Below are 22,018 nucleotides of genomic sequence, written 5' to 3'. Positions count from 1 at the left end.
ACAGCATGAGCACGCCAATCAAGGTTCTTATTGTCGAGGATGATCCGTTAATTTGTAAGCGATATCAGATGATTCTGTCCAAAGATAAGGAAATCGAGTTCGTCGGCACCGCCGCGAGCGGTTATGAAGGGACGATGCTCGCCGCCCTCCACAAGCCGGATATCATCCTGATGGACATCGAGCTGGAGGACAAGCAGGCCGGCCTTCGGGCCACGTCCGAAATCTTGACCTATATGCCCCAGATCAAAATCGTCATGCTGACGGTATGCGAAACGGACGAGACCGTCTTCCGCGCTTTCGAGCTGGGCGCGACGAATTATCTGCTCAAGAACATGCCCGCCGAGGCGATCGTGCAGGCGATCAAGGATGCCTACTACGACCAGCCTTCCCTGCATGCGAACATTGCCGGCAAGATTACGAGGGAGTTCAAGCGGATCAAGACCGCGGAAGACAGCCTGCTGCACAATTTCTTCATTCTGACGCAGCTGACGCCGACGGAACTCGAGGTGCTGGATCTGCTCATGAAGGATTACACAAGGCAGGAAATCTGCAAGCTGCGCCACGTCGAGCCTTCCACGCTCAAATCGCAGATCAACAGCATTCTGAAGAAATTCAACCGGAGCAGCGTCCAAGAGATCGTGCCGGTCCTGCGCGAGCTGCATATTCCGCAGATCCTGGCGCAGCGCAAAGGGAAGCTGTCGCTCGGGGATGGTTGAAGGCGTGGATTCTGCGTATGGAGAAAATATTGACTGAAAACGAATGGCGTCACCGGAAGATGTCCCGGTGACGCCATCGCATTTTGCTAGCTGACTGCGAGGCTTCTATTGTGCCGATTTGTACACTTCAATCTCGGCGAAAGCCATCCGGTAACGGTTGGCATCGGTCGGATTGGCGCGCAGCTTCGTTCCCTCGATGCGAATCCATCGGGCCGAGGACGCGTTGAAGTCGAAGTGCTGCACGGTATTGCCCGGCTGCGCGTAATTCGTCACCGTCTTCACCGTCGTCCAATTCACGTTATCCGTCGACGTGCGGATGATGAAATCGACCGGGAAATTCTGTCCGACGTTCCCCGCATCGTTCCGCGGATACAGGTCGACCCGCCCTACTCCCTTCGCCGAACCAAGATCCAGCGTGACCGACTCGGTATGATCGACCGTTAAACTATTGTTACTCGTCCAGCCCATCGAACCCGCAACCGAGCTGCGTTGACCGTCGACCGCCCGCACGGTGGACCAATTGCTGTTCTCGACGGAGCTTGAAGCGGATACGCTCGCGCCTGCAGCCAGGTTCGATGTCTCGCCATAGACTTCGAATTCCCAGATCGAATAGCCGTAGATGGATCCTCGCAGCGTCCCGTTCATCCTGACATACCGGGCATTAATTGGTGCGAATGCGATATCGTCCGTACCTCCGTCGCCTGCGGTCGTGCTGTAGACCGTCGTCCAATTTGTTCCGTTCAGGGATGTCTGAATCGTGTAGTTCTTGCCGTAGGCGACTTCCCAATACATTTTAACCCCATCGAGCCGAGCCGCGGAACCGAGATCAACGCTGTACCATTCATTATCCGTATAATTGGAACCCCAGCGCGTGGACAGATTGCCGTCGACCGACAAACTCGGATCGGCCTTCGAGGAAGAGGCCGTCGCCAGTTTCCCCGCTGCGAGATTGACCCGCTGCACCGGTTCGGGCGCCTGCACCGGAAGAATGGTCACCGGCGTATGATACGCGCGGCTTAGGATGTTCATCTCGGCCAGTGTCTGCGCGGGCGAGCTGCTCCCCGGCATGTAGACCCGGTCGAGCGTCACGTTCTGGATCTTGACGGAGTCGCTATAGCCTCTCAGCCTGGCCGCGCTCTGTCCTTTATCCCGGACATTGATGTTGCGCAGCGTGAGCGTATTGATCGGACCGCCGCCGAATCCGTCGGCACCGGCGATGACGAAATCCGACCAAGAGCGAAGCGGACCGAGCCAAGTGCCGATCTGCTCCACGTCGATGTTCTCGAACGTGACGCCGGTAATCGCGCCTGAGCCATACTTATGGTCGATCCCGAACCCGACCGAAGCGTTATAGACGACGCCGTTGCGGAAAGTAATCTCGCTCTGATTCTGGCGGACGCCCTGCCCGACCTTGAACGCATAGCAGTACGTCCACGCGAGCAGATCGTCGAATACGATGCGCGTATTCGGCTCCGGCGCTCCCGGCCAGCTGAGGCTGATATCCACCGTCTGATCCCACGTCTTCGTGGAGAAAGGATCGTCGAGCGCGATCCCGATCGCGTTCGTGACCGTCACGTCCTGCGATTCGTTGATGTCGATGCCGTCGTTCTCGCCCATATCGAGCCGGTTGAACAGTTTCATGTTCGTGAAGGTCAAATGATCGGAACGCGCAGGCGTGACGGCCCACGATCCGGAATCGCGGATGATCAGGCCATCCAGCGAGAAGTGCGATGTGCCGATCGGCACGAGAATGTTGTTGGCAAAGTCATAGGTATCGACCGCGTATTTGCCATTCCCATCGAGCGTCCCCCGGCCGTATAGCTTGATGTTCGTCGATCCGGGCTGCGTATAGATCCACCACGTAATGTCGCGGTCCTGGGAATTCTTATGCCAATGCGCGGTATAATCCTGCGGCACGCCGGTGAAACGGAGCACCGCGCCTCCGGCCAGATAGACGGCTACGTCGCTTGGAAGCTCCAAGTTGCCGACCCGGTACACGCCCGGCGGGATATAGACGATCCCTTGCCCGCCTGCATACGCGGAGGCATCATGGATCGCCTGCTGAATCGCGCCGGTAGACATCGCGACGCCCGACGGATCGGCCGCATAGCCGGCTGACGTCACGTTATAGATCCCTGCGCCCGAAGCGGACGGCTGATCCGTCTCCGGGGGATCTGCAGCGATGATGAGCTCTTTCTTGCTGTCGATCTTCACGATGAGGTATTCGTCGCTCGCTAGCGTGAAGGTTAGCTTATTGCCGCTCTTCGACGCCGGAATATTCCACTTCTTCGGGCTGATCGTATAGGAGGTAATCGCCGTCTGGCCGAGCGCCGTCACTTCCAGCGTCACCTGACCGCCTACGGAGAAGTGCGCGTAATCGTATTGCGCATAACTAATGACGGGCACAGACAATGTATTCGCTTTCAATTCATAGGAGGTTGAGGCGTTGTATATGGACGGACGCGGATAGATCGACAGCGAGGCGGCCGCGAGCGCGGCGGCCTCCGAAGTCGGCGTAACTTGTTGGGTGGGCGATATTCCGACGGCTTCCGCCTTGGGCGGGATGATGCCGGCTACCGATACCCAGAATAGGACCAGAGCGATCCCCAAACGCTTCCATTGTGCATGTACCATATTCGTTCACCAGCCTTTGCTCAGATAGGTGGCGCGATGATCTTGATGGGACCGGACAGTCCCAATTGAATTGCATGCCATTGCGAACTCTTCGTATGATCCGGCGCATCCGGACGGTCCGCGAAATTCTTCACCCCCTTGAACTGATCTGGACTGACCAGGTGCCGGTCGCCGTCCACGTGGCGATGTGGACCGAATGCATTGAACGTACTCGGATAGAGCTCCACCTCGATGATCGTCTCGCCAGCCCGATATGCCCCAGCCGGAACAGCACTCGCCCAGTCCGGTCCCCAGCACCAGCCGATCGGCCGTCCATCGACGGAGACGAATGCCGCGTCGGCCGCGATCCCCGTAAGCCGTAATGAACAAGCCGTCTCTAGCCGCGGGAGCCACACGCTCTTCGCGGCCGTAACCGGATGATCGCAGAACGGATAGCCGGCGGCGATTAAGTTGCTCGAATCAGGTGGGGATTCCTGCGGACCAAGGAAGAATGGACCCTCCGTCTGCAGCTGGCGTCCGTCTCGAACCGTCCACGCTGACTGGCTGTTGACTACGAAATTCCCTCGTACATAAGCAGCCGGACAAGGTTCTCCGTCAGCAGCCGGGACAGCCGTCACGACCAGCTCCATGATGTGGCTGCTTGCTAGGTCGTTACTGCCATCGGCATCGCTGGCCGCCCATAATGCGCTGTATCCGTCTCCTTCCGGCGTAAGGGTCAACGGGCGTCCGTTCACAAGGAGCGACTCGACTCGATCGTGCAGGAAGAACTTGAGTGGAACGGTACATATGAGAGACTGATCCAATCGGATCGAAGCGGTCAGCCGGCCATCGGCCGCCGTCTCCCATTCGAGCGGCATCTGGTTGCGCAGCGGGAGCTTGCGAATGGTCCAGCCGTCTTGCGTCACGGATACCGCTTCGGAAAGGGCATCAGCTAGGTTAACTGATTCCGCTTCAGCATCTGCAGTTGCATAGGCAGTATCGCCGGCGGCAGCTTCCTCACAGGCCTTCATCGCTTCCCGCCAATCAGAGGGCGTCAGTACGTCAATACCGCTGGTAATAAGACGATCCGCAATCCCTTCATCGAACCACAGGCATCCTTCGGCGAATAACACGCGGCTGTAAGCGCGGCGGCCGATGCAAAGCTTGCCGCCTTCCACGCTTCCCTCCCGCTCGAGCGTGCGCTCCTCGGTGAGCTCGGCATGAATGCCGGATCGATGAATCGCTTCGACCAGCTGGACAGCTGCAAGACTGAGCCTTGCGGCTTCGGTATCCGGCGCTTGCGAGCCGTCGTGCTCGTTCATGCCCATCGCCTCCCGAGGCACGAAGCCGGCCATGACGCCGCGCGTCGGCACGACGATCAAGAGCTCGGGGTCGGCGGCCAAGTCAGGCTGCCGGGCTGCCGTCTCCTTGATCCGGTCGAGCAGCGACGGGAATGCGCCGCGCCATGTCATATGCCCGGGCATGGATGGCGGCCAATCCTGAATCGCCTGCGTCCCGAGCCGATACTGATTGAGGTGGACGACGAACGTCTCGATGCCATGACCCGCGAGCCACAACATATAGTTGGTGAACGCCTCGGGTGAGACGCCCCACCCGCCTCCGCCCATGACTTCAGCCAGCGCACCGTCCCGCCCTTGCTGCATGGCAACGGAGCGGGCAATCTTCGGGTAATAGTCGTTGCCGGGATAACGCTCGAGCGCATCGACGGCAGGAGTTTCTACGAATCGCAGCATCTCCAGGCACGACCCGCTGTACGACAATTGAAAATAAGGGTGCTCCTCGGCTTTCAGATGCGCCGTGAATTTCTTGCCGTACTTGGCGCACCAGTCGGCCACCGGCCTGTAGAAATTGTCGGCGAGCAGATCGGTCAGCAGTTCCCAGTACCGCGCACGGATGAGTTCCGCGTCTACGCCAGGGGTGAACAGCAGCGGAAGAAGGGGAAGCAGCTCCCCTCCGAATCGGGAGCGGTAACGTTCTACAACCCTCGCATCCCATGGGATGGCGCCCGTCTTCAGCGTCAGCCCGTGCCCGTCGAGGAAGGCGACTTCATCGGAGAAGAAGCCTGCTACATGACCGAATGCCTCTGGCGTCAACCCAGTTCGGTAGCCATCATAGGTAAGCTGAAGGAACAGCGCGGTTGCTTCCCCATCTAAGGAAGATACGGCCTGCTTGGAGCCGAATCGAATTTTGCCTCCGTCCTCCTGTTCCTCCCATTCGATCCATTCGCAGCGGCATTCGGGCCGCCGCAGCAGCACGTCCCCGCCCGCGATGCCCGACGGCCAGCCGTTCTCGTCGTAGATCCAGAACGTCATCCCGATCGACTTCGCGTACAGGATGACTTCCGAGACGAGGGAGAAATACGAGTCGCTTAAGTAAGGCGGATCGTCCGGATACTGCCGCGGATGGAACACAACGCCGTCGAATCCGGCGGCGCGCATGTCATCCAGCTGCCGATTGAGCCGGCCGAGGTGAAGGCTGTCGTTGATCGCCCAGAAACTGAGAAACGTAAGTTCCTTCTTCATGACGGCCCACCGATCCAGCCCGCCCGTTCCAGCAAATCAAGCCGCAGCGGCGTGAACGTATCGAGCAGCGCGCCCGCTTCCAGCGCCTTGACGCCATGCCGCGCTCCGCTAGGAATGAACAGCGTTTCGCCCTGCTTCAGCAGATGGACCGTGCCGTCGATCCGGAATTCGAAGCTGCCTTGCAAGCAATACGTAAACTGCTCGTGCGGGTGCTCATGCTCCCAGCCCTCCGCGTCTGGCTCGAAGCGCACCTCCATCATCATGAGCGAAGCCCCCGGTCGGAATATCCGCCGCCGGACGCCCGGCTCAGCCTGCTCCCATTGTCCGTTATCCATGATTCAGTTCTTCCTCCTCCGTCGTTCCCGCTTGTAAGAAAGTCGCGGCTTCCGCTCCCCATTGCAGCGTGAATCGCTGATTGCCGCTGCTTGACTCGACATCGATGTGCCATGTACCGGCTGTCGAAGTCCGGACACGCAGCCTCTCGCGGTCCGACTCCGCTGGCCGGGCTCCTTCTTCATCTGCTTCGTGAACGTAAGCAGATATGAACATCGCGCCATGGACGGCTTCCGTGGCATTGATCAGCGTCGTACGTATACCCGTCATCGGAATATCCAATGTCTCCGCTACCGTCATTACGGAAGGTACCGAGCACCAGCCGTGCACATGTAGCATCCCATTATCTGGCTTCCGCAAGCGGAACGACTCAGATGGAAGCGACGTCCGTGCTCGCTGCCGATTCAGCCAGCGGTCGTCGATCGAACCGAAGGCAAATGAGCTCGGCACCCAGCCGTTCCCGCCGGCCTCCCACGTCCCCTGCATATGCTGGGCATGGCAAAATACCCGTGCCGCCTCGGATTCTGCCAGCACGATATCAAGAACGAGATGGTCCGCCAGCGCAATGATCCGGCGGAACGATACGCCCTCATAATGCCGAGGTTCCCAGCTGCGGTAGGCATCGGGGAGAATGATCTGACCTTTCATCCGGTAATCGGGCGATTGCCAATCGACCGCGACCTCCAGCCAACTCCCCCAGCTGCGATCCTGCCGCTGAATGAGCTGACCGTCTCGCGGAGGTTGATCATAACCCCCGACGCTTACCGTATTGTGGGCAAGCGTATGCTTGAACCAGCCGTAGTGGGCGGGCACGCCATAGGCGGCCGTCCCCGGATCGGTCAAGACCGGCTTGCCGTTATAACCGAACTGCATGCCTAGCTGGTCCAGGTGATCATGCTCGCCGCCGAAAGGTCCGTGCTTAATCAGCGCATGCCAGCCCGAGGGATGCGTGAGCTTCGTAAGTCCGCTCGCAACCGAAGAATACGGACGCCGCATGAGTGCTTCCATCTTGTCTTCGGCCGCATCATCGGCGTCGGTCAGCACTCCCTCTTCGCCGAATAGCAGTGCATAGAGCGAATCCCGTGCCGCTGATGCCCGGCCGGTATAGGACGCCTGCAGCAGCGCGCGGTAGCGGTCGTCGCCATACAGATCCAGCGCCGCCTCGTAATACGGCGCATAGGCTGTCATGCGATCAGCGGGGCCCGCATCGTTGAGCGAAGGCATCCAGCCGCCGGGCAGGAGCACGTGAAGCGGGAAGTCGAACATCGACTTCAGGTGCGGATCGTTCTTCAAGCACCATGCCGAGCCCTCTGCAACCAGCGCGAATCCGAGCAGCGCCCGCAGCGCATAGAAGTGATATGACAAGCTGCCTTCGTACCAGAAGCCGTCGCCGAGAATGCCGCGGTCCATTTGATCCCGCAAGCCGTATTCCCAGTCGTGTCCGGCGGCGATAATCGCTTCGTCCCCGAGCAGAATGCCCAACGTGCAGATCGCAGAGGTAATGAGCACGGCATGATTATGAATTTGATTTTCTTTATTCGCGATCAGGAATTCGGCGCACGGCTTCAGCAACCCGCTTCGAACGCCTGCCGCTTCTTCCGGCGTGAAACGCTCTTCCAGCAGATCGAAGCCCGCGGCCAGATCGAGAATCCAATGCGCCTCGTCGAGCGTCTGCGCGAACAGCTTCCCCGGACCGTTATACGGGATGCTGCCATGCACCTCGTAGCTGTCGTAATGTTCGGCGTATGCGAGCAAGCAGCTCTTGGCCATCTCCAGCAAGCCTGCATCCGGTTCGATCGTATAAAGGAGCGCGGCGTAATAGACCGCCTTGCCGATCCGGTTATGGGCGATCGACACCCAGCAGCCGTCGAACGGTTCGCCGGTATAGACCTTGCCGCAGACCGGGCAGAGATGCCGAAGCGGCTGCTCCCAATCGAATCGGAGCGCCGACCCATCCGCATGGCAATGATGCTCATGCGTCCATTGCCCTATCGCGACGGCGAACGGTACATAAGGGAGCTTCTTCAGCTGCTCCGTTTCCTCCCGAAGCCGGGACATGCCCATCTCGAATACAGGCGAGCGTCCATTGCGGCGGAGCTTGCTGCGTCTATGTTCATTCATGGCTTTCGAATGCCCCCTATCCTTTCAGCGATCCGGCCGTCATCTGCATGAACGACTTGTTCGCAACCACGTAGGCGAGCAGCAGCGGCAGAATGGACAGGCAGGCGCCGGCGAACATGTAGTGCGTCTGCACGGCGGCCGTCGGGCCATAGCGCAGATAGGACAAGCCGACGGTCAGCGTCTGCAGCTCCGGATTGTTCAGCGTGAAGACGAGCGGACGCAAATATTCGTTCCACGCCCCGCAGAACGTGAACAGCGCGCCGACGCCAAGCGCCGGTCGGAGCAGCGGCAGCAGGATGCGCCAGTAGATCCCCGCGTTCGAGCAGCCGTCGATCCGTGCCGCTTCATCTAACTCGCGCGACAGTCCTTTCAAGAAACTCAGCAGGATGAAGAAAATATACGCGTGAGCGCTGATCAGAATCAGCACGACGCCCCACAGCGTCGTATGCAAATGCAGCTTCACCATCAGCTGGAATTGCGGGCGCAGCACGACCGCGCCGATCGAGATGAACATGGTGGCAGCCTGCAGCCCGACGAACAGCGCTTTGCCCGGGAAAGTCATTCGTTCGACGACGTAAGCGGCCATGGAGGCTACGATAAGCGTCCCGATCGTCGAAGTTGCGCTTAAGAAGAAGCTGTTCCACAGGAAGCGCGAGAAATTCGCCTGCACCCATGCTTCCTTGTAATTGATAAACTGCCAGTCGGCCGGAATCAGCTTGCCGCCTGCCGTAATCTCCGCATTGGTCATCAGCGAACCGAAGCCGGTCACGATCAGCGGGAAGAGAATGAGCGCGGCGATGATCAGCAGGAACAGTCCGATGAGGACCTTTCCTCCGATACGTCCAGCCGGAAGATAACGGGAAGGCCGCTTCGCTTGCACGACCGTTGCCATATTCGTCATACGCGGGGCCCTCCTTTACTGTAGTTGGTTCAATCTTCTGGATAACAGATGATAGACGATGGTTACAAGACCGACGATTACGGCCGTCGCGAAGCCGACCGCGCTTCCGTATCCGAACTGCTGGTCCGCGGTGAACGAGGCGGATGGCGTCGGGAAGAACAGTTTGTAGACGTACAGATACATGACTTCCGTCTTGCCGATCGGTCCGCCGTCGGTCAGCACCATGATGCTCTCGTAACCTTTGAGCGAGTTGATGATCGCGAGCATGATGACCATCTGCAGGACGGGACCGAGCATCGGCACGGTCAGATACCAGAACTGCTGCCATCGGCTGGCGCCGTCGAGCGACGAGCTCTCATAGATATCTTGGGGAATATTCTGCAAGCCGGCGAGGAACAGCAGCATATAGTTGCCGATCGCTCCCCAGACGGCGATCATGATGGCGGTCAGCATCGCATGGTCGGGACCGAGCCAGTCGATCCGCTCCGGGATGAGATGAAGCTTCAGCAGATACTGGTTCAGCAAGCCGTTATAGGAATTGAACAGCATATAGAAGACGACGGCCATGACGGCGGAGCTAATAATGGTGGGAAGGAAAACAATGGCGCGCAGCGCGCTTCGGCCCCGGAAGGACCGGTTCAGAATGACCGCCAGCACAAGGGCGAGCGGGATCGTGATCAGCAGCTTGCCGCCGGCATACACGAACGTATTGACGACCGTATCCCAGAACAGCGTATCCCGCAGCAGCCGGTCGAAGTTATCGAGCCCGACGAACGAAGCCGTCCCGTAGCCCTTGTAATCGAAGAACATGTACCAGATTGCCCACCCGATCGGGTAGATGCCGAGTACCGCCGTCAGCAGGAAACTAGGCAGCAGGAATAGGTACGAAAATCCGGTTTGACGCAGACGAATCATAAGGTTGCCTCCTTGCAGCTCGCGTTTCATTCCTTGGCATAAGGAAGGACGCCGCCACGTGCTCACGGCGTCCCATCCACTAGAGCATGGCTTATTTCAACGTCATCGGGTCAAAAGCAGGATCCGGCTCCGCCGTCACTTCGCCCGCCGCGATCGCTTGGTCCAGCGCATCGTTGTAGCGCTTGTTCAGGTCATTCACGATCTCGTCGAGGTTGCCGCCGCTCAGCATATATTTGAAGAACGCGTCGGTCGCCATGATGCCTTCCACCTTGATCGCGGATGTCGGGTCGAGCGGCCACGTGCCGTCGTTCTCCGTCGGCATGAAGCCTTCGATGCCGTTGATCGACGGTTTGGCGGCCGAAGCCGTGATCGATGGCACCATTGATAGACCGAAGCCTTTCTCTTGATACGTCTTCAGGATGTCATCCCCGTACATGTACTGCATGAACTTCCAAGCGGCTTCCTTGTTCTTCGACTGCGCGTTGATCGCCAGCCATTGTCCGCCTGTGAACGACGTCTTGCCGTGGACTTGCCCGTCGGTAGTCGGCACTGGCGCCGCTGCCCAATCGATCTTGGCCGGGAACTGGTTCTGGTAGACGCCCGGCTCGGAGGAGAACGAAATGTACATCCCGATCTTCCCTTCCGCGAACTGCGCGCGCAGCGGATCGATATCGAGCGATTCCATCCCCGGCATCGTGCTGCCGTCATCGACCATTTTCTTGAAGGCCTCAATGATCGGCTTGTAGCTGCTCCAGTCATAACGGGCCGTCTTGAAGTCGTAGCCGAAACCGCCGTCGCCGTTCGCTTCGGCAATGACCCTTGCGGAGCGGAACATCGCGCTCTGCGTGCTCTTGAAATTAAGCGCGAAGCCATACGCGCCTTCGGCCTTGCCTGCTTCGGTCAGCTTCTTCGCCGTCTCGACGAGTTCATCGAGCGTCTTCGGCGGCGCCGCGACGCCCGCTTTGGCGAATAGGTCCTTGTTGTACACGAGCCGGAGCGTCGAACCGTAATTCGGCAGCGAATAGATTTTGCCTTCGATCTGATTGAAGTCTGGAATGACCGGGAACTTCGCTTTGAGTTCGTCCGTCAAGAAACCGTCGATCGGCTCCAGATAGCCTTTCTTCACCCAGGGCTGGATGGTGTTCTCCTTGACGCGGATCAGGTCGGGCGCCTGGCCGGAAGCGAAGGCCAGATCGATCGCCTGGTTGAAATCGTCGGTCTTGACGACCAGTTCGACCTCGATGTTGTCCGCGTTCGAGGCATTGAACGATTTGATGACCTCCGTAATATACTCCTGATCGTGTCGGTCACCCGTCCAATAGGACAGTTTCACCTTCTTGCCGGTCTCCTGCGGCTTGTTGTCCGTCCCCTCGACCGGTTTCTCCGGCGGGTTGTTCGCAGGTGAATTCTCCGTTGTGTTGCCCCCGCTGCTGCAGGCTGCCGTGAATGCAAGCAATCCGATACTTACCGCGAGTCCCGCTTTTTTCATACGCATAGATGAGCCTCCCTTATATCTATTGAGAACGCTTTCGGTTACATCTTTATCATAAAGAAACGAACCCCGGGCTGGAATGCGGCGACTTGCGGTTCGAGGGCAGCTTTCTTGCGGTCTTCGCTCGAATGGATGATCCGCCCTGCTTAAGGCTTGCCGAGGAACGATTCCTTGAATTCCGTCGGCGTAAGTCCCGTCTGCTTCTTGAACACTTCGCTGAAGTAGCGCCGGTGCTCGTAGCCCAGCTGCTGCGCGATCTCTTGCACTTGATAATCGGCCAGCAGCAGCTCCTTGGCCCGCTCGATCCGAAGCTGCGTCACGTATTGCTGGAACGTCGTGCCCGTTACCTTCTTGAACAGATTCGAGTAATAGCCCCAGCTTAGATTGACGGCCCGCGCGCATAGCTCGAGCGTCAGATCCAGATGCAGATTCGATTTGATATAGTCCATGGATCGATAGATGATGCGCTGCGACTCGCTGCTGCGCTCGCGCTCCATCAGCCCGCAGCCCGCCTCGCACAGGGCGATCAACCAGGAACGGTAATCGGTCAGTTCCATTGAGCCGGCGAGCCGAGATGCATCCATGCGGCGTTCGAAAGCTTCCAATGCAGGACGGGAGAATTTCTCGAGCATGATGCGGAACATCCGCAGCGCCAACCCCCGGAACAGATGCTCGACATCGCTCGGTGCCGGCAGCGTATGGGCTGCCCCCATCTCGGCGAATACGGCTTGCAGCCAGGCGGTGCATTTGGCGAGATTGCCGCTGCGGAAGGCGAACAGAAACTCCTGCTCGCTCTCGGCCGAATACATCCACATCTCCCCTTGATTATCGGGCGGCGAGTATCGGAATGCGCCGTTCCCGCCGGTATAGAAATGATAGGACAGCGCGCTGAGTGCCTGCTGGTAGCTGCGCGGGAGCCCGCGCCACTCCGGCGTCTCTTCCCCGATGCCGACGGATATCGTGAATTTCGTGTAGGATGCAATATTCGCGCAGCAGTGATCCGCCAGATCGAGCAGCGGGATGGTTAAGCTGCCGATTTCCACAAGGCAGACATAGCGGTTGAACGCCTCGCGGAACACGATGGCTTTCGCGTGCGCTTGCAGCGTCTCTTCGACGATATTTTGCAGGGCGAACCGGGCCAGTTCCAGCTCCCTGACGCCTTGGCTGCCGTACCGGTCGGTGAGCTGGTCGATTTGAATGACCATGACGGCAAACGGCGGCCCAAGCGGCGCCAGCTCCAGAAATCCCCACCACTGGCGGGTATCCTGGATATCCGTCGGATGATTGATCAGGAGGGACAAATACTGCTGGCGAAGCGCGGGCAGGCTCTCCTTGACCGCTTGCTCCATCGTTCTCAGCTTGTCGCGCTCCGACTGCTCGCCCAGCCACAGCTCTCTCGCTTTCTGAATGACGTTCACCAGATCCCCGATCGCGAACGGCTTCTTCACATAGTCGACCGCGCCGTATTGGAGCGCCTTCTGGGCATATTCGAAGTCGGTATACGCGCTTAAAATCACGACTTTGCAGCCCGGGGCCAGCTCCGCGATCCGGCGGGTCATCTCCAGCCCGTCCATCTTCGGCATCCGAACGTCCGTGAGGACAAGCTCGGGTTTGAGCGCTTCGACGAGCGCGAGCCCCTCCTCGCCGTTCGTCGCGCTGCCGGCTATCTCGATGCCGTAATTCTGCCACGGAATTTTCTTCGTGATCATGTCGACCACGCTGCGGATATCGTCAATGACGACCAGCTTCAACGTCGTTTCCGTCATGGTCTTGTCCTCCTTCTTCACGGGGGAAACGCACCACGATTCGCGCGCCTCCCAAGTCGTTGTTCTCGAGCTGGAAGCTGACGGCCTCTTCGCCGTAGAAGAGCTGCAGCCGCTGCACGATATTGCGCAGCGCGTAGCCGTGTTTGCCGCCGGGCGGCGCATCCATGGCCGCTTGCACGCGTGCCGGGTCGAAGCCTTCGCCGTTATCCTCCACGATCAGCTGCAGCAGGCCGGCTTGGAGCGTGGCTGTTACTCGGATCTCGCCGCCTGCGCTGCGGTCGCGGAAGCCATGAAGGATGCTGTTCTCGACGAGCGGCTGCAGCATGATTTTGGGCACTAGACAGTCTAATAGCTCCGGGTCCGCTTCCATCCGGTAATGGAACAGCCCTTCATACGATTTCTGCTGAATGGCGATATATTGGCTGACATGGTCAAGTTCCTCCCGGAGCGTGATTCGATCCCGTCCTCCGCTGAGACTGAGCTGGAACATCTGCGAGAGGGCAAGGATCATCTCGCCCGCGTCATCATTCTCCCCCAGCACGGATTTGCAGTAGATCGTATGGAGGGTGTTATAGAAGAAGTGCGGATCCATCTGGGCGGTGAGCGCCTTGAACTCGGCTTTGCGCTTCTCCCGCTCCCGAATCCTCACATCCGAGATGAGCTGCCCGATCTCGTCGAGCATCCGGTTGAAGCGATAACCGACCTGGGACACTTCATCGACGTACGGACTTTCGAACCGGACCTCGAGGTCATTCTCTTCCACCCGCTTCATCACCCGCTGGAGACGGAGGAGCGGACGCAGCAGCACATAGGTCAGCCGATTGGCGATGATCAGCGACAGCAGCACGAACCCTAAGATGACGTACGTGGTCGAGCGCTTGATGCCATTCAGCTTGGCGAGCAGTTTCTCCTTGGACTGGACGCCGACGATCATCCAATCCTCCTTGACGGGGAGCCGGCTGAAGTTGACCAGGTATTCCCCGCCATGCCGGTAGAAGAAGGAGCCGGAAGCCTCTGCCGTAATCTGCTTCCCGAAATCCGAATCCGTGAGGAAGCCGTATGTCGAGGACCGGCTCTGCCCCGCGCTTGCGACCTCGCCTCCTGAGGCGTCGAGGAAGGCATATTCCTTATCGCTCTGGCTGAGATAGTCCATGAACAGATCGACCAGATCGCCCTCCTTCACGTTCACGACGACGAAGACGTCGAGATTCTGCACTTGGTCGGACAGGTCGAGCACCCCTTCGGCGACCAGCGAGATGACCCGTTCGCCGTCCTTGAAGAAAGGGTCGGTATGCCCTTTCGTCCACAATCCCCGTCCCTGCGACTTGAACTGGGCATAGAGCTCGGATTCATAGAAGGAATGTTCGGCGCTGCGCACGTTCGAGGTCGGATAGAAGTCGCCGATCGGCGTCGCGATCAGCACGCTGTGGATCATGGCGTCATTGAATTTCACCTGCGAGAAAGCCGGCTGCAGCAGCGACAGCCACTTGTAATAGCCGCTCTTGTCGTTCTGCTTCACGTCGAGCATCATGTCTTGGAAGGCATCGCTGAACATTAAGGCGCGGACGGCGGTGCCGATATTCTTCATCCGCTCGCTTACGATTTGGGCGGATTGATTGACGGTGTCGCGGCTGGATTGGAAGGCGGTTTGCTGAATTTCTCTTGCGGCGATGAGGTAGGCGATCGTTCCGGCGGAGACCAGGCTAAGCGTAATGAGGAGCACGAACGAAAGCCATAGCCGCTTGGTGAAGGAGATGGAATAGAAGAAGCGCTGCAAGCGCGATTGGGTCATGGGCCGCTCTCCTTTGTTAGTGGTGAAGGACGCTCTAGATACTACCACTATATAGCAAACGAGGGGGCGACAACATGCGGTAAATTCAAGGTGGGGGTCAGGTTTTTCTAGCAGTTGGCTCATGATGATCGGCTTGCCGCTCACGTTCCCTTGGACAAAATTCGCAGGCAAAGTCGTTGGACTAGAATCTCCTGTCTACGCGGACGGCCGGATGAATATATTAGATCATTCGTTCATCTATGGAGGAGGGGCTGATCTTTTGGATAGCCATTCGAATAGGATCACGCAATGTGCGGCGGATATGGGAAGCAGCCAAGTCATGAGCGACTTGGTTGCGTTGGTTGAGGATGTATTTGAGGTACTTCAGAGGGAAAGGGATTTGACGCCTGCCAACGACGCAGTGACCAGCATGATCGAGCGGCTCAAGAGCCAATTGCGCTTGCACTACGAGCCGGAAGAGATCGGGGAAGTGCTGAATAACGAGCGCATCCGGTCATTCCATGGAGAGTTGCTCGCCAAACTGTCCGCGGCCGAAAGCGAGACCGAGCTGTATGACTCCCGCACGTTATGCGCTACCAATTATTCCGGCCTCCAACTCATTACCGGATTGCCTTATTGGGGCATCTATGAGGCGCTTGTCGGCCAGGAACTGGCCATCCTTCGGAACTACATAGGCCGGGATCTCGCGGGCATGAAGGTTGTCTTCGTCGGCAGCGGGCCGATGCCGCTGAGCGCGATCCTAATCCATCTGTACAGCAATGCGGAAGTCACCTGCCTGGAGATTAATCCGGCCGCCTTCGAGGCTTCGCGGACTTTGCTGGAACGGCTCGGTTTGCAAGATCGCGTGACCGTGCGCCAAGTGAACGGAGACGCGTTCGATTATGGCGATTACCCGATCATATTCGTCGCCAGCCTCGTCACGGACAAAGCGCATGTGCTCGAACAAATTCGCTGCAAGCAGCCGGATGCGCTGGTAGCCGTGCGTACGGCCGAAGGCATGCGGCAACTGATGTATGAGACGCTCGATGAACGGCTGCTGAAGAGCCAAGGCTGGCAGATCCTCGGGAGAACGACTCCGCAAGAGAACTTGGTCATTAACTCCACTTTATTCATGCAATTCACCTTGCACTCTACCCCTACATGACGAAGGGAGCTGTTCGCACAGCTCCCTGATCGTTCGTATTCCATGCGTTGCCTCTATTTATTCCTTCGCCTGACTCTGGTACCACACATTCGCATCCTCCACGACCTGATCGCCGCCAGCCGCGTTAAATTCCTGGACGAATGTATCGAAATCGGCAACCGGCCGATCCCCCGTAATCATGGAGATATAGGCCTTATTGCGAAGCTTGATCAGCTCCGGACTGTACTTGATGAGGGCTGGGAACGACACCTGCATCGCATTATAGATACCGTTCTTGTCTAGTCCAAGCGTGGACGCCCACTGCTCTCTTCGGCCGGTCAGCGCATCGGGAACCGTCATGCCGATGTTGGCTCCGATCTGATTCGTATAGTTGGCCCGTTCATTATAAGGGGGCAAAATGACGACGTCATCCTTGCTCGTGCCGGCCCACATCCAGTGCTCGCCTTGTACGCCGTATTTCATCGACATGTTCTCGTCCAGGTCCGGGTTCGCGCTGACATAATCGAGAATCTCGAGAATTCGGGCCATCTTCCCCGGGTCCTTGGCGGCGTTCGCCCCAATCGCGGTAAAGCTCATCAGCATGTCGTACGCCTTCGATCCGCTCTTGCCTTCGGGACCGGTAACCGGCGGCCCGAAGACGATCTTGGCCTTGCTGTTCTTCTTCACGAGCTCCAGCGCATTGAACGAGGCTTCGACCGGGACCTCTTCGCCTCGGGCATTGAATGTCAGATAGTCGCCGGCTTGCGTCCAGTGGTAGTAGTTGCCCATTGAAGTCATGCCGATCCGTCCGTTAATGAAAGCATGGGACAGGTGCTTGTAGCCGCCTTTGTTCTCGCCGGTCACGAACTCCGGATCGATCACACCGTCCTTATACCAACGTTGCAGATAAGCGATCGCGTTCTTCATCTCCGGCTGCAATGCCCCGATCACAAGACGCTGATCCTTCCAGGCAAAGTAAAGCTGCTCGGTGAAAACCATCTGCCCGAACGCTCCGAATACGACGTTCATTCCTTCGCTCGATAGGCCGTAGGTATCGTTCTTGCCATTGCCGTCCGGGTCTTGGAAGGTAAAGGCATAGATGACCTTCTCGAACTCTTCGAGCGTAGTCGGCGGCTTAAGGCCCAGATTGTCCAGCCAATCCGACCGGTACACGACCGGAATCCGGAACTTGTTCGACGGATTGACGACCGGAATGCCGTAATAGCTGCCTTCAATTTTGCCTAGCTCCATATACCCCGGGGCATTGGCGTCGATCGTCCGCGTCAAATTCGGCGCATGCGTATTCAGCATCTCAAGCGGAATCTCGGCCAGTACTTGCAGATCCTGATATTTCAGCAGATCGTTAGGCTGGCGGATCCGGAACAGGTCAGGGATCTCGCCTTTGGCCAGCTTCAGATCCAGCAGCGCTTCATAATTGTTGTTCTCGAGGTTCCAGACGACAAGGTCCACATTGAACTTATCCTCCAGGTATCGGATCATCTCCGCATCCTCAGGTACTGCCTCATTGAGGTGCATCGTCCACGTAATGGTGTACCGCTGACCGTCGTCAGCCAGTGGCGCCGACGCCTCCTTAACGCCGGCGGCGTCATCCCCGCATGCGCTCGTGACAAGGATCATCGCCAGAAGGAGAAGCCAACCCGAACGTTTCGCAATCATATGCATTCGCATGTACCTTTCACCCGCAAAATGAAATTCTACCCCTGCTTCAATACATCCCGAACATAAGTCTTAGGCGTGCATCCGTTCATTTCCTTGAACTTCTTAATGAAGTACGCGGTTGTCCCGTAGCCAACGGCAGCGGCGACCTGCTCTACCGTGAAACTGCTGCCCTTCATCAGCTCCACCGCCTGCTCCATCCGTTTCTTGGTGACGAATTCCGTATACCCGATGCCCGTCTCTTCCTTGAAAATTTTGCTCAAATACTTCGGACTGAGGAACACTTGGGCCGCGACGGCTTCCAAGGACAGATCGTCCGCGAGATGATCGCCAATGTACTGCTTCACGGCCTCGATGCTTTCGAACGCCCGGTCGTCGCTGCGTTTGTCCATTTGGCCGTAACAGTCGGTAATCGAAGCGATGAACCATTCCCTGAAGCTGTCCAGACTGTAGATTGACCGGTATTGCTTATACAGATCGATCTTGAACTGACCGGATTGCTTGAACCGTACGTTCTTCAAGAAATCGGAGTACATCGAGATCATATTCATCAGGACGAATCGGCCGTAATCGGCAGAATATTGACCATCCCTCAATTCGCGGAGCACCTGATCGAGCGCTGCGGCCACGCCGGCATGATTCCGGGCCTGCAGCTTCTCCTTGAACTTGGTCATCGCGGAAGGCGGAAGCTCCAGATGGCTTTGTTCCCGGCTTAGCAGGTTATATGCCTGAATAATAGAATCTTCGGAGAAGAAGAAGCCGTATTTGATCAGAACCTCCGCGGCCTCGAAGCTTCGATGAACCAAGGCGCAGTCATGAACCCATACGCCGAGGGCGATCTTGAAATCGAGCCCGAAGCTGTCCTTCACATCCGATACGATCTGGCAGGCAATCCGCTCCAACAAGTGATCATCCGGATGCTGCGTGCCTACGATTACGGCGATTTTACGGTCAGGCAGCTGTTCGGCGATCAGGCGCGTGCCCTCAAGGACCGCCGCTTCCAACTGGTTGATCAGCGAGTAGATCACGAACTGATTCGTCTTCGAGTCTAACTCCGTGAAGCCTTGGCTGACCGGGTCAATGACCAAGCAGCAGTAGCTGTTATAGTGGAGCGCCAGATCAAGCGATTGCAGCTGCTCTTCCAACTCGCCATCGGCGTAACTGCCGCGCAGCATGTTCATCACCACATTGTGCTTAATGACCGGTTTGTTGGCGTGCAGCGTTTCCTCTAAAGTACTCACCTTACTGGTCAGCTGGTGGAATGCCGTATCGATTAGCTTGAATTCGTTGTGCCTGGCTTCGGCCGGCGCGTCGAACAAGCCCTTGATCTTGTTCACCAGCCGCTTGACCGGTTGATAGCTGACGACCGTGAAGATGCCCGATAGCACCAAGCCGATCAGGATGGCGGCCAGGCAGATCGCCACAATGACCTTTTGCAGCACAATCGATTTCTTGTAGAAATTGTTCTCTTGAATGATATTGTAGATCGTCCACCCGTTGGACGGCAGCTTGTGTCCGGATATGACATAATCGGTCCGGTCGATTTTCTCGACGTAGCTGTGCACCGGCGAACCTGAGGCGAATTGATCCCGGATCGAGGCCGGTTGTTCGGCTGGCTTCCCGAGCACCGTTTTATCCGCAGCCGAGATGACGATTCCTTGCTGGTCCATGAGATACGTATTCGGCAGATCCGCAGGCATCAATTGTCCAATGATCGCGTTAATAGCCGATTCCTTGATGTCGATGCCGATCAGCAGGCCGCCGGTCTTCCCGGTCGAATTGAACGGATAACTATGGACATAGGTAAGAAGCGGCTGCTCCGTGTTATTGTCGGAGACGCTCGAATAGATGTCCTTGGGCACGAGCCGCGGCTTGGTCCATAGATAGCTGGCGTCATGCTGCCGCATCGCGTCGATCCAGTCCATCGTGCGGAAAGCCTCGTTATGCAGGTCAACCTCATATTTGAGCCCATATAGGGAAGAAATCATCGCCTTCGACTTGGGATCGTAGAGATGAATGGCATGCACCAGATCCGCGTTGTTAATGACCTCCTGCTTCATGAGCATCTGCAAATCCATTATATTGCTGGATTTCCCCTTGAACGAATCCCTTGTATAGCCATCGAAATCGGTCTTATTGGCAAGCGTAATGTCCAGATAGATCGTATTGATGCGCTCGATGACGGAAGCTTCCAAGGTGTTGGCCGCATTCTCCAGCAGCATCTCGTTCTTGGCCTTAATCTCTTCATTATAGTTACGCGGTACATACAGATAGAAGATCGAGCATAGCAAGAGAACGATCACCACTACGATCGTTACGTACGAAATCGCCAAGTTGGCGAGCACCGAGTTCAATCTTCTCATCGCTTTTCTCTCCCTCCTTCAATTCCCGATTATACAGCATCGGTTGGACATGTTTAGCCCATTAACCAAAACTTAACACCAGGTCTTGACATGATGAACGGGCGGGGAAATAGGTGTGGCGGCTTCGGGGAAAGCTGCCTCCCGAGTCCCTGGAGGCAAGCCAATCGTCGTACAACAATACGATTTTTCTATCAAACGGAAATCGTTGTATTGAGGCGCGAAACCCCCGGATGCTAGGCTGATCTCGTAACCAAATCGATTGCAGAAGGGTGATGAATCAAATGCCGAAATGGCGCAAAATGCTAACCACCATGCTGACGGTAACCTGCCTCGTTCCACTATGGACGGTAGGCAACGCACAGCCAGCGAGCGCGGCAACAGGAAGCTTCGACGTACTCTCCTATAATATTGGAGGACTGCCGGATATCCTGTCCAGCAGCGCGGATCCGGAAGCATACACGCCACAGATCGGAGCGAAGCTTGCTCCCTACGAATTGGTCAACGTACAGGAGGATTTCAACTATCACGCCTCCTTATATGCGAGCGACACGCATCCTTACCGCACGCCGACTTCTGGCGGAGCCGGCATCGGCAGCGGTCTGAACACGCTCTCGAATTATCCGTACTCCGATCTGAAACGGGTCACCTGGAACAAAAGGTACGGCTTGTTCGATAACGGCTCCGACGAATTGACGCCTAAAGGGTTTACGTACACGCAAGTCAAGCTGGCGGACGGGGCTTATGTCGATGTCTATAATCTGCATGCCGACGCCAATACGGATACGCAATCGAATGAGGCAAGACGGGATAATTTGAGCCAGCTGGCAACCTACATCGAGGCGAATTCGCAAGGCCATGCCGTGCTCGTGCTCGGCGACACCAACTGTAGATATACCCGAGCGGAAGATAATCTGAAGGCTTTGTTCGTCGATCGGCTGGGCATGAAAGACGCTTGGATCGAGAAGACGCGCGGCGGCAGCTATCCGACGATGGGCGCCGATGCGCTGTTGGGTACGCCGGGTTCGACCAGCGCATCCAATGAAGTCGTAGACAAAATTTTCTATAGAAGCGGCGCCGGCGTCACGCTGCAAGCCAACAGCTACAAGGTAGAGGATACCTACTTTACCGATGCAAGCGGCAACCAGCTGTCCGACCACTACGCGATCAGCGCGAATCTCTCCTTCTCCACGAGCACGACCGTGTCCTACAGCGATCTGGTCGGCGGGGACGGCGGAACCGCTTTCAATTTCCTTGGCAACACAGCGCCAACGGCAAGCGCGCCTGCCTCGGTAACGCTTCGGGGCGCTAGCCGGCTGGATGCCGTATCGATGACTTATGCGAACGGAACGACGCTCGCTGGCGGCGGCACCGGAGGCACGGCAACATCGCTGACGCTCGCAAGCGGAGAATATTTTACAAGCGCGCTCATCTACGCGAATACGTACAACGGCAGCAACCGGGTGTTCTATCTGGAGCTCACGACGAATCAAGGACGCAAAGTCGCTTCCGGCACGAAGAGCGGCACCTCCTACACTTATACAGCCCCGACAGGCAGCAGCATAGCCGGATTCTTCGGACGTGCGGGCGAGAACGTCGACAAGCTGGGCCTTATTTATAAGAAATTGTAGTAAGCACGACCCTGGATTATTCCAAGGAAACCAAC

At 57.4% G+C, this 22,018-nt stretch carries 14 protein-coding genes; 3 read left to right on the top strand and 11 right to left on the bottom strand.

Going from position 1 to position 22,018, the window contains the following annotated elements; translation table 11 throughout:
• Window positions 1–5 precede the first annotated feature (5 nt).
• Window positions 6–716, top strand: coding sequence for a response regulator transcription factor (locus tag FHS18_RS17550; protein WP_183601376.1), 711 nt, complete (start codon window positions 6–8; stop codon window positions 714–716).
• Between the two features lie 105 nt (window positions 717–821).
• On the opposite strand, the gene FHS18_RS17545 is transcribed toward FHS18_RS17550, so the two are convergent.
• The 9 genes from FHS18_RS17545 to FHS18_RS17505 form a co-directional block, all read right to left on the bottom strand.
• On the bottom strand, window positions 822–3,350 hold the full coding sequence (locus FHS18_RS17545; protein WP_183601375.1) for a discoidin domain-containing protein: 2,529 nt from the start codon (window positions 3,348–3,350) through the stop codon (window positions 822–824).
• A gap of 20 nt (window positions 3,351–3,370) precedes the next feature.
• The gene (locus FHS18_RS17540) at window positions 3,371–5,872 is read right to left on the bottom strand and encodes a hypothetical protein (protein ID WP_183601374.1); all 2,502 of its coding nucleotides are present in this window, start codon (window positions 5,870–5,872) and stop codon (window positions 3,371–3,373) included.
• Window positions 5,869–6,207, bottom strand: coding sequence for a cupin domain-containing protein (locus FHS18_RS17535; protein ID WP_183601373.1), 339 nt, complete (start codon window positions 6,205–6,207; stop codon window positions 5,869–5,871). The genes FHS18_RS17540 and FHS18_RS17535 overlap by 4 nt, the downstream gene beginning before the upstream one ends.
• Window positions 6,200–8,326, bottom strand: coding sequence for a heparinase II/III domain-containing protein (locus FHS18_RS17530; RefSeq protein ID WP_183601372.1), 2,127 nt, complete (start codon window positions 8,324–8,326; stop codon window positions 6,200–6,202). The genes FHS18_RS17535 and FHS18_RS17530 overlap by 8 nt, the downstream gene beginning before the upstream one ends.
• A 16-nt stretch (window positions 8,327–8,342) precedes the next feature.
• Window positions 8,343–9,218, bottom strand: coding sequence for a carbohydrate ABC transporter permease (locus FHS18_RS17525; RefSeq protein WP_183601446.1), 876 nt, complete (start codon window positions 9,216–9,218; stop codon window positions 8,343–8,345).
• Window positions 9,219–9,242: 24 nt separating this feature from the next.
• Entirely contained in the window at window positions 9,243–10,142 is a 900-nt protein-coding gene (locus tag FHS18_RS17520) for a carbohydrate ABC transporter permease (protein WP_183601371.1), read from the bottom strand.
• 91 nt (window positions 10,143–10,233) lie between these two features.
• Window positions 10,234–11,637 carry an ABC transporter substrate-binding protein gene (locus FHS18_RS17515; protein WP_183601370.1) on the bottom strand — a complete coding sequence of 468 codons (1,404 nt, stop codon included), beginning with the start codon at window positions 11,635–11,637 and terminating at the stop codon, window positions 10,234–10,236.
• A gap of 143 nt (window positions 11,638–11,780) precedes the next feature.
• Window positions 11,781–13,400, bottom strand: coding sequence for a response regulator (locus FHS18_RS17510; RefSeq protein ID WP_183601369.1), 1,620 nt, complete (start codon window positions 13,398–13,400; stop codon window positions 11,781–11,783).
• Window positions 13,366–15,192 carry a sensor histidine kinase gene (locus FHS18_RS17505; RefSeq protein WP_183601368.1) on the bottom strand — a complete coding sequence of 609 codons (1,827 nt, stop codon included), beginning with the start codon at window positions 15,190–15,192 and terminating at the stop codon, window positions 13,366–13,368. The genes FHS18_RS17510 and FHS18_RS17505 overlap by 35 nt, the downstream gene beginning before the upstream one ends.
• A gap of 259 nt (window positions 15,193–15,451) precedes the next feature.
• Between FHS18_RS17505 and FHS18_RS17500 the strand changes: the two genes are divergently transcribed.
• Complete coding sequence (locus FHS18_RS17500; RefSeq protein WP_183601367.1) at window positions 15,452–16,336, top strand: nicotianamine synthase family protein; 885 nt, start codon at window positions 15,452–15,454, stop codon at window positions 16,334–16,336.
• A gap of 57 nt (window positions 16,337–16,393) precedes the next feature.
• Here FHS18_RS17500 and FHS18_RS17495 read toward each other — a convergent pair whose 3' ends face one another.
• Entirely contained in the window at window positions 16,394–18,004 is a 1,611-nt protein-coding gene (locus FHS18_RS17495) for a type 2 periplasmic-binding domain-containing protein (RefSeq protein WP_183601366.1), read from the bottom strand.
• A gap of 26 nt (window positions 18,005–18,030) precedes the next feature.
• Window positions 18,031–20,355 carry an AraC family transcriptional regulator gene (locus FHS18_RS17490; protein WP_183601365.1) on the bottom strand — a complete coding sequence of 775 codons (2,325 nt, stop codon included), beginning with the start codon at window positions 20,353–20,355 and terminating at the stop codon, window positions 18,031–18,033.
• A 281-nt stretch (window positions 20,356–20,636) separates the two neighbouring features.
• On the opposite strand from FHS18_RS17490, the gene FHS18_RS17485 reads away from it, so the two are divergent.
• On the top strand, window positions 20,637–21,983 hold the full coding sequence (locus FHS18_RS17485; protein WP_183601364.1) for a jacalin-like lectin: 1,347 nt from the start codon (window positions 20,637–20,639) through the stop codon (window positions 21,981–21,983).
• The last annotated feature ends 35 nt before the right edge of the window (window positions 21,984–22,018 follow it).

The organism is Paenibacillus phyllosphaerae, assembly GCF_014192105.1.
Classification (GTDB): domain Bacteria; phylum Bacillota; class Bacilli; order Paenibacillales; family Paenibacillaceae; genus Paenibacillus_Z; species Paenibacillus_Z phyllosphaerae.
This window is presented reverse-complemented; position numbering and strand designations above follow the sequence as displayed.

What these genes read in the sequence shown, in the direction of transcription:
- FHS18_RS17550 (WP_183601376.1), top strand. Translation starts at nt 6, where the DNA reads ATGAGCACGCCAATCAAGGTTCTTATTGTCGAGGATGATCCGTTAATT.
- FHS18_RS17545 (WP_183601375.1), bottom strand. Translation starts at nt 3,350, where the DNA reads ATGGTACATGCACAATGGAAGCGTTTGGGGATCGCTCTGGTCCTATTC.
- FHS18_RS17540 (WP_183601374.1), bottom strand. Translation starts at nt 5,872, where the DNA reads ATGAAGAAGGAACTTACGTTTCTCAGTTTCTGGGCGATCAACGACAGC.
- FHS18_RS17535 (WP_183601373.1), bottom strand. Translation starts at nt 6,207, where the DNA reads ATGGATAACGGACAATGGGAGCAGGCTGAGCCGGGCGTCCGGCGGCGG.
- FHS18_RS17530 (WP_183601372.1), bottom strand. Translation starts at nt 8,326, where the DNA reads ATGAATGAACATAGACGCAGCAAGCTCCGCCGCAATGGACGCTCGCCT.
- FHS18_RS17525 (WP_183601446.1), bottom strand. Translation starts at nt 9,218, where the DNA reads ATGGCAACGGTCGTGCAAGCGAAGCGGCCTTCCCGTTATCTTCCGGCT.
- FHS18_RS17520 (WP_183601371.1), bottom strand. Translation starts at nt 10,142, where the DNA reads ATGATTCGTCTGCGTCAAACCGGATTTTCGTACCTATTCCTGCTGCCT.
- FHS18_RS17515 (WP_183601370.1), bottom strand. Translation starts at nt 11,637, where the DNA reads ATGCGTATGAAAAAAGCGGGACTCGCGGTAAGTATCGGATTGCTTGCA.
- FHS18_RS17510 (WP_183601369.1), bottom strand. Translation starts at nt 13,400, where the DNA reads ATGACGGAAACGACGTTGAAGCTGGTCGTCATTGACGATATCCGCAGC.
- FHS18_RS17505 (WP_183601368.1), bottom strand. Translation starts at nt 15,192, where the DNA reads ATGACCCAATCGCGCTTGCAGCGCTTCTTCTATTCCATCTCCTTCACC.
- FHS18_RS17495 (WP_183601366.1), bottom strand. Translation starts at nt 18,004, where the DNA reads ATGCGAATGCATATGATTGCGAAACGTTCGGGTTGGCTTCTCCTTCTG.
- FHS18_RS17490 (WP_183601365.1), bottom strand. Translation starts at nt 20,355, where the DNA reads ATGAGAAGATTGAACTCGGTGCTCGCCAACTTGGCGATTTCGTACGTA.
- FHS18_RS17485 (WP_183601364.1), top strand. Translation starts at nt 20,637, where the DNA reads ATGCCGAAATGGCGCAAAATGCTAACCACCATGCTGACGGTAACCTGC.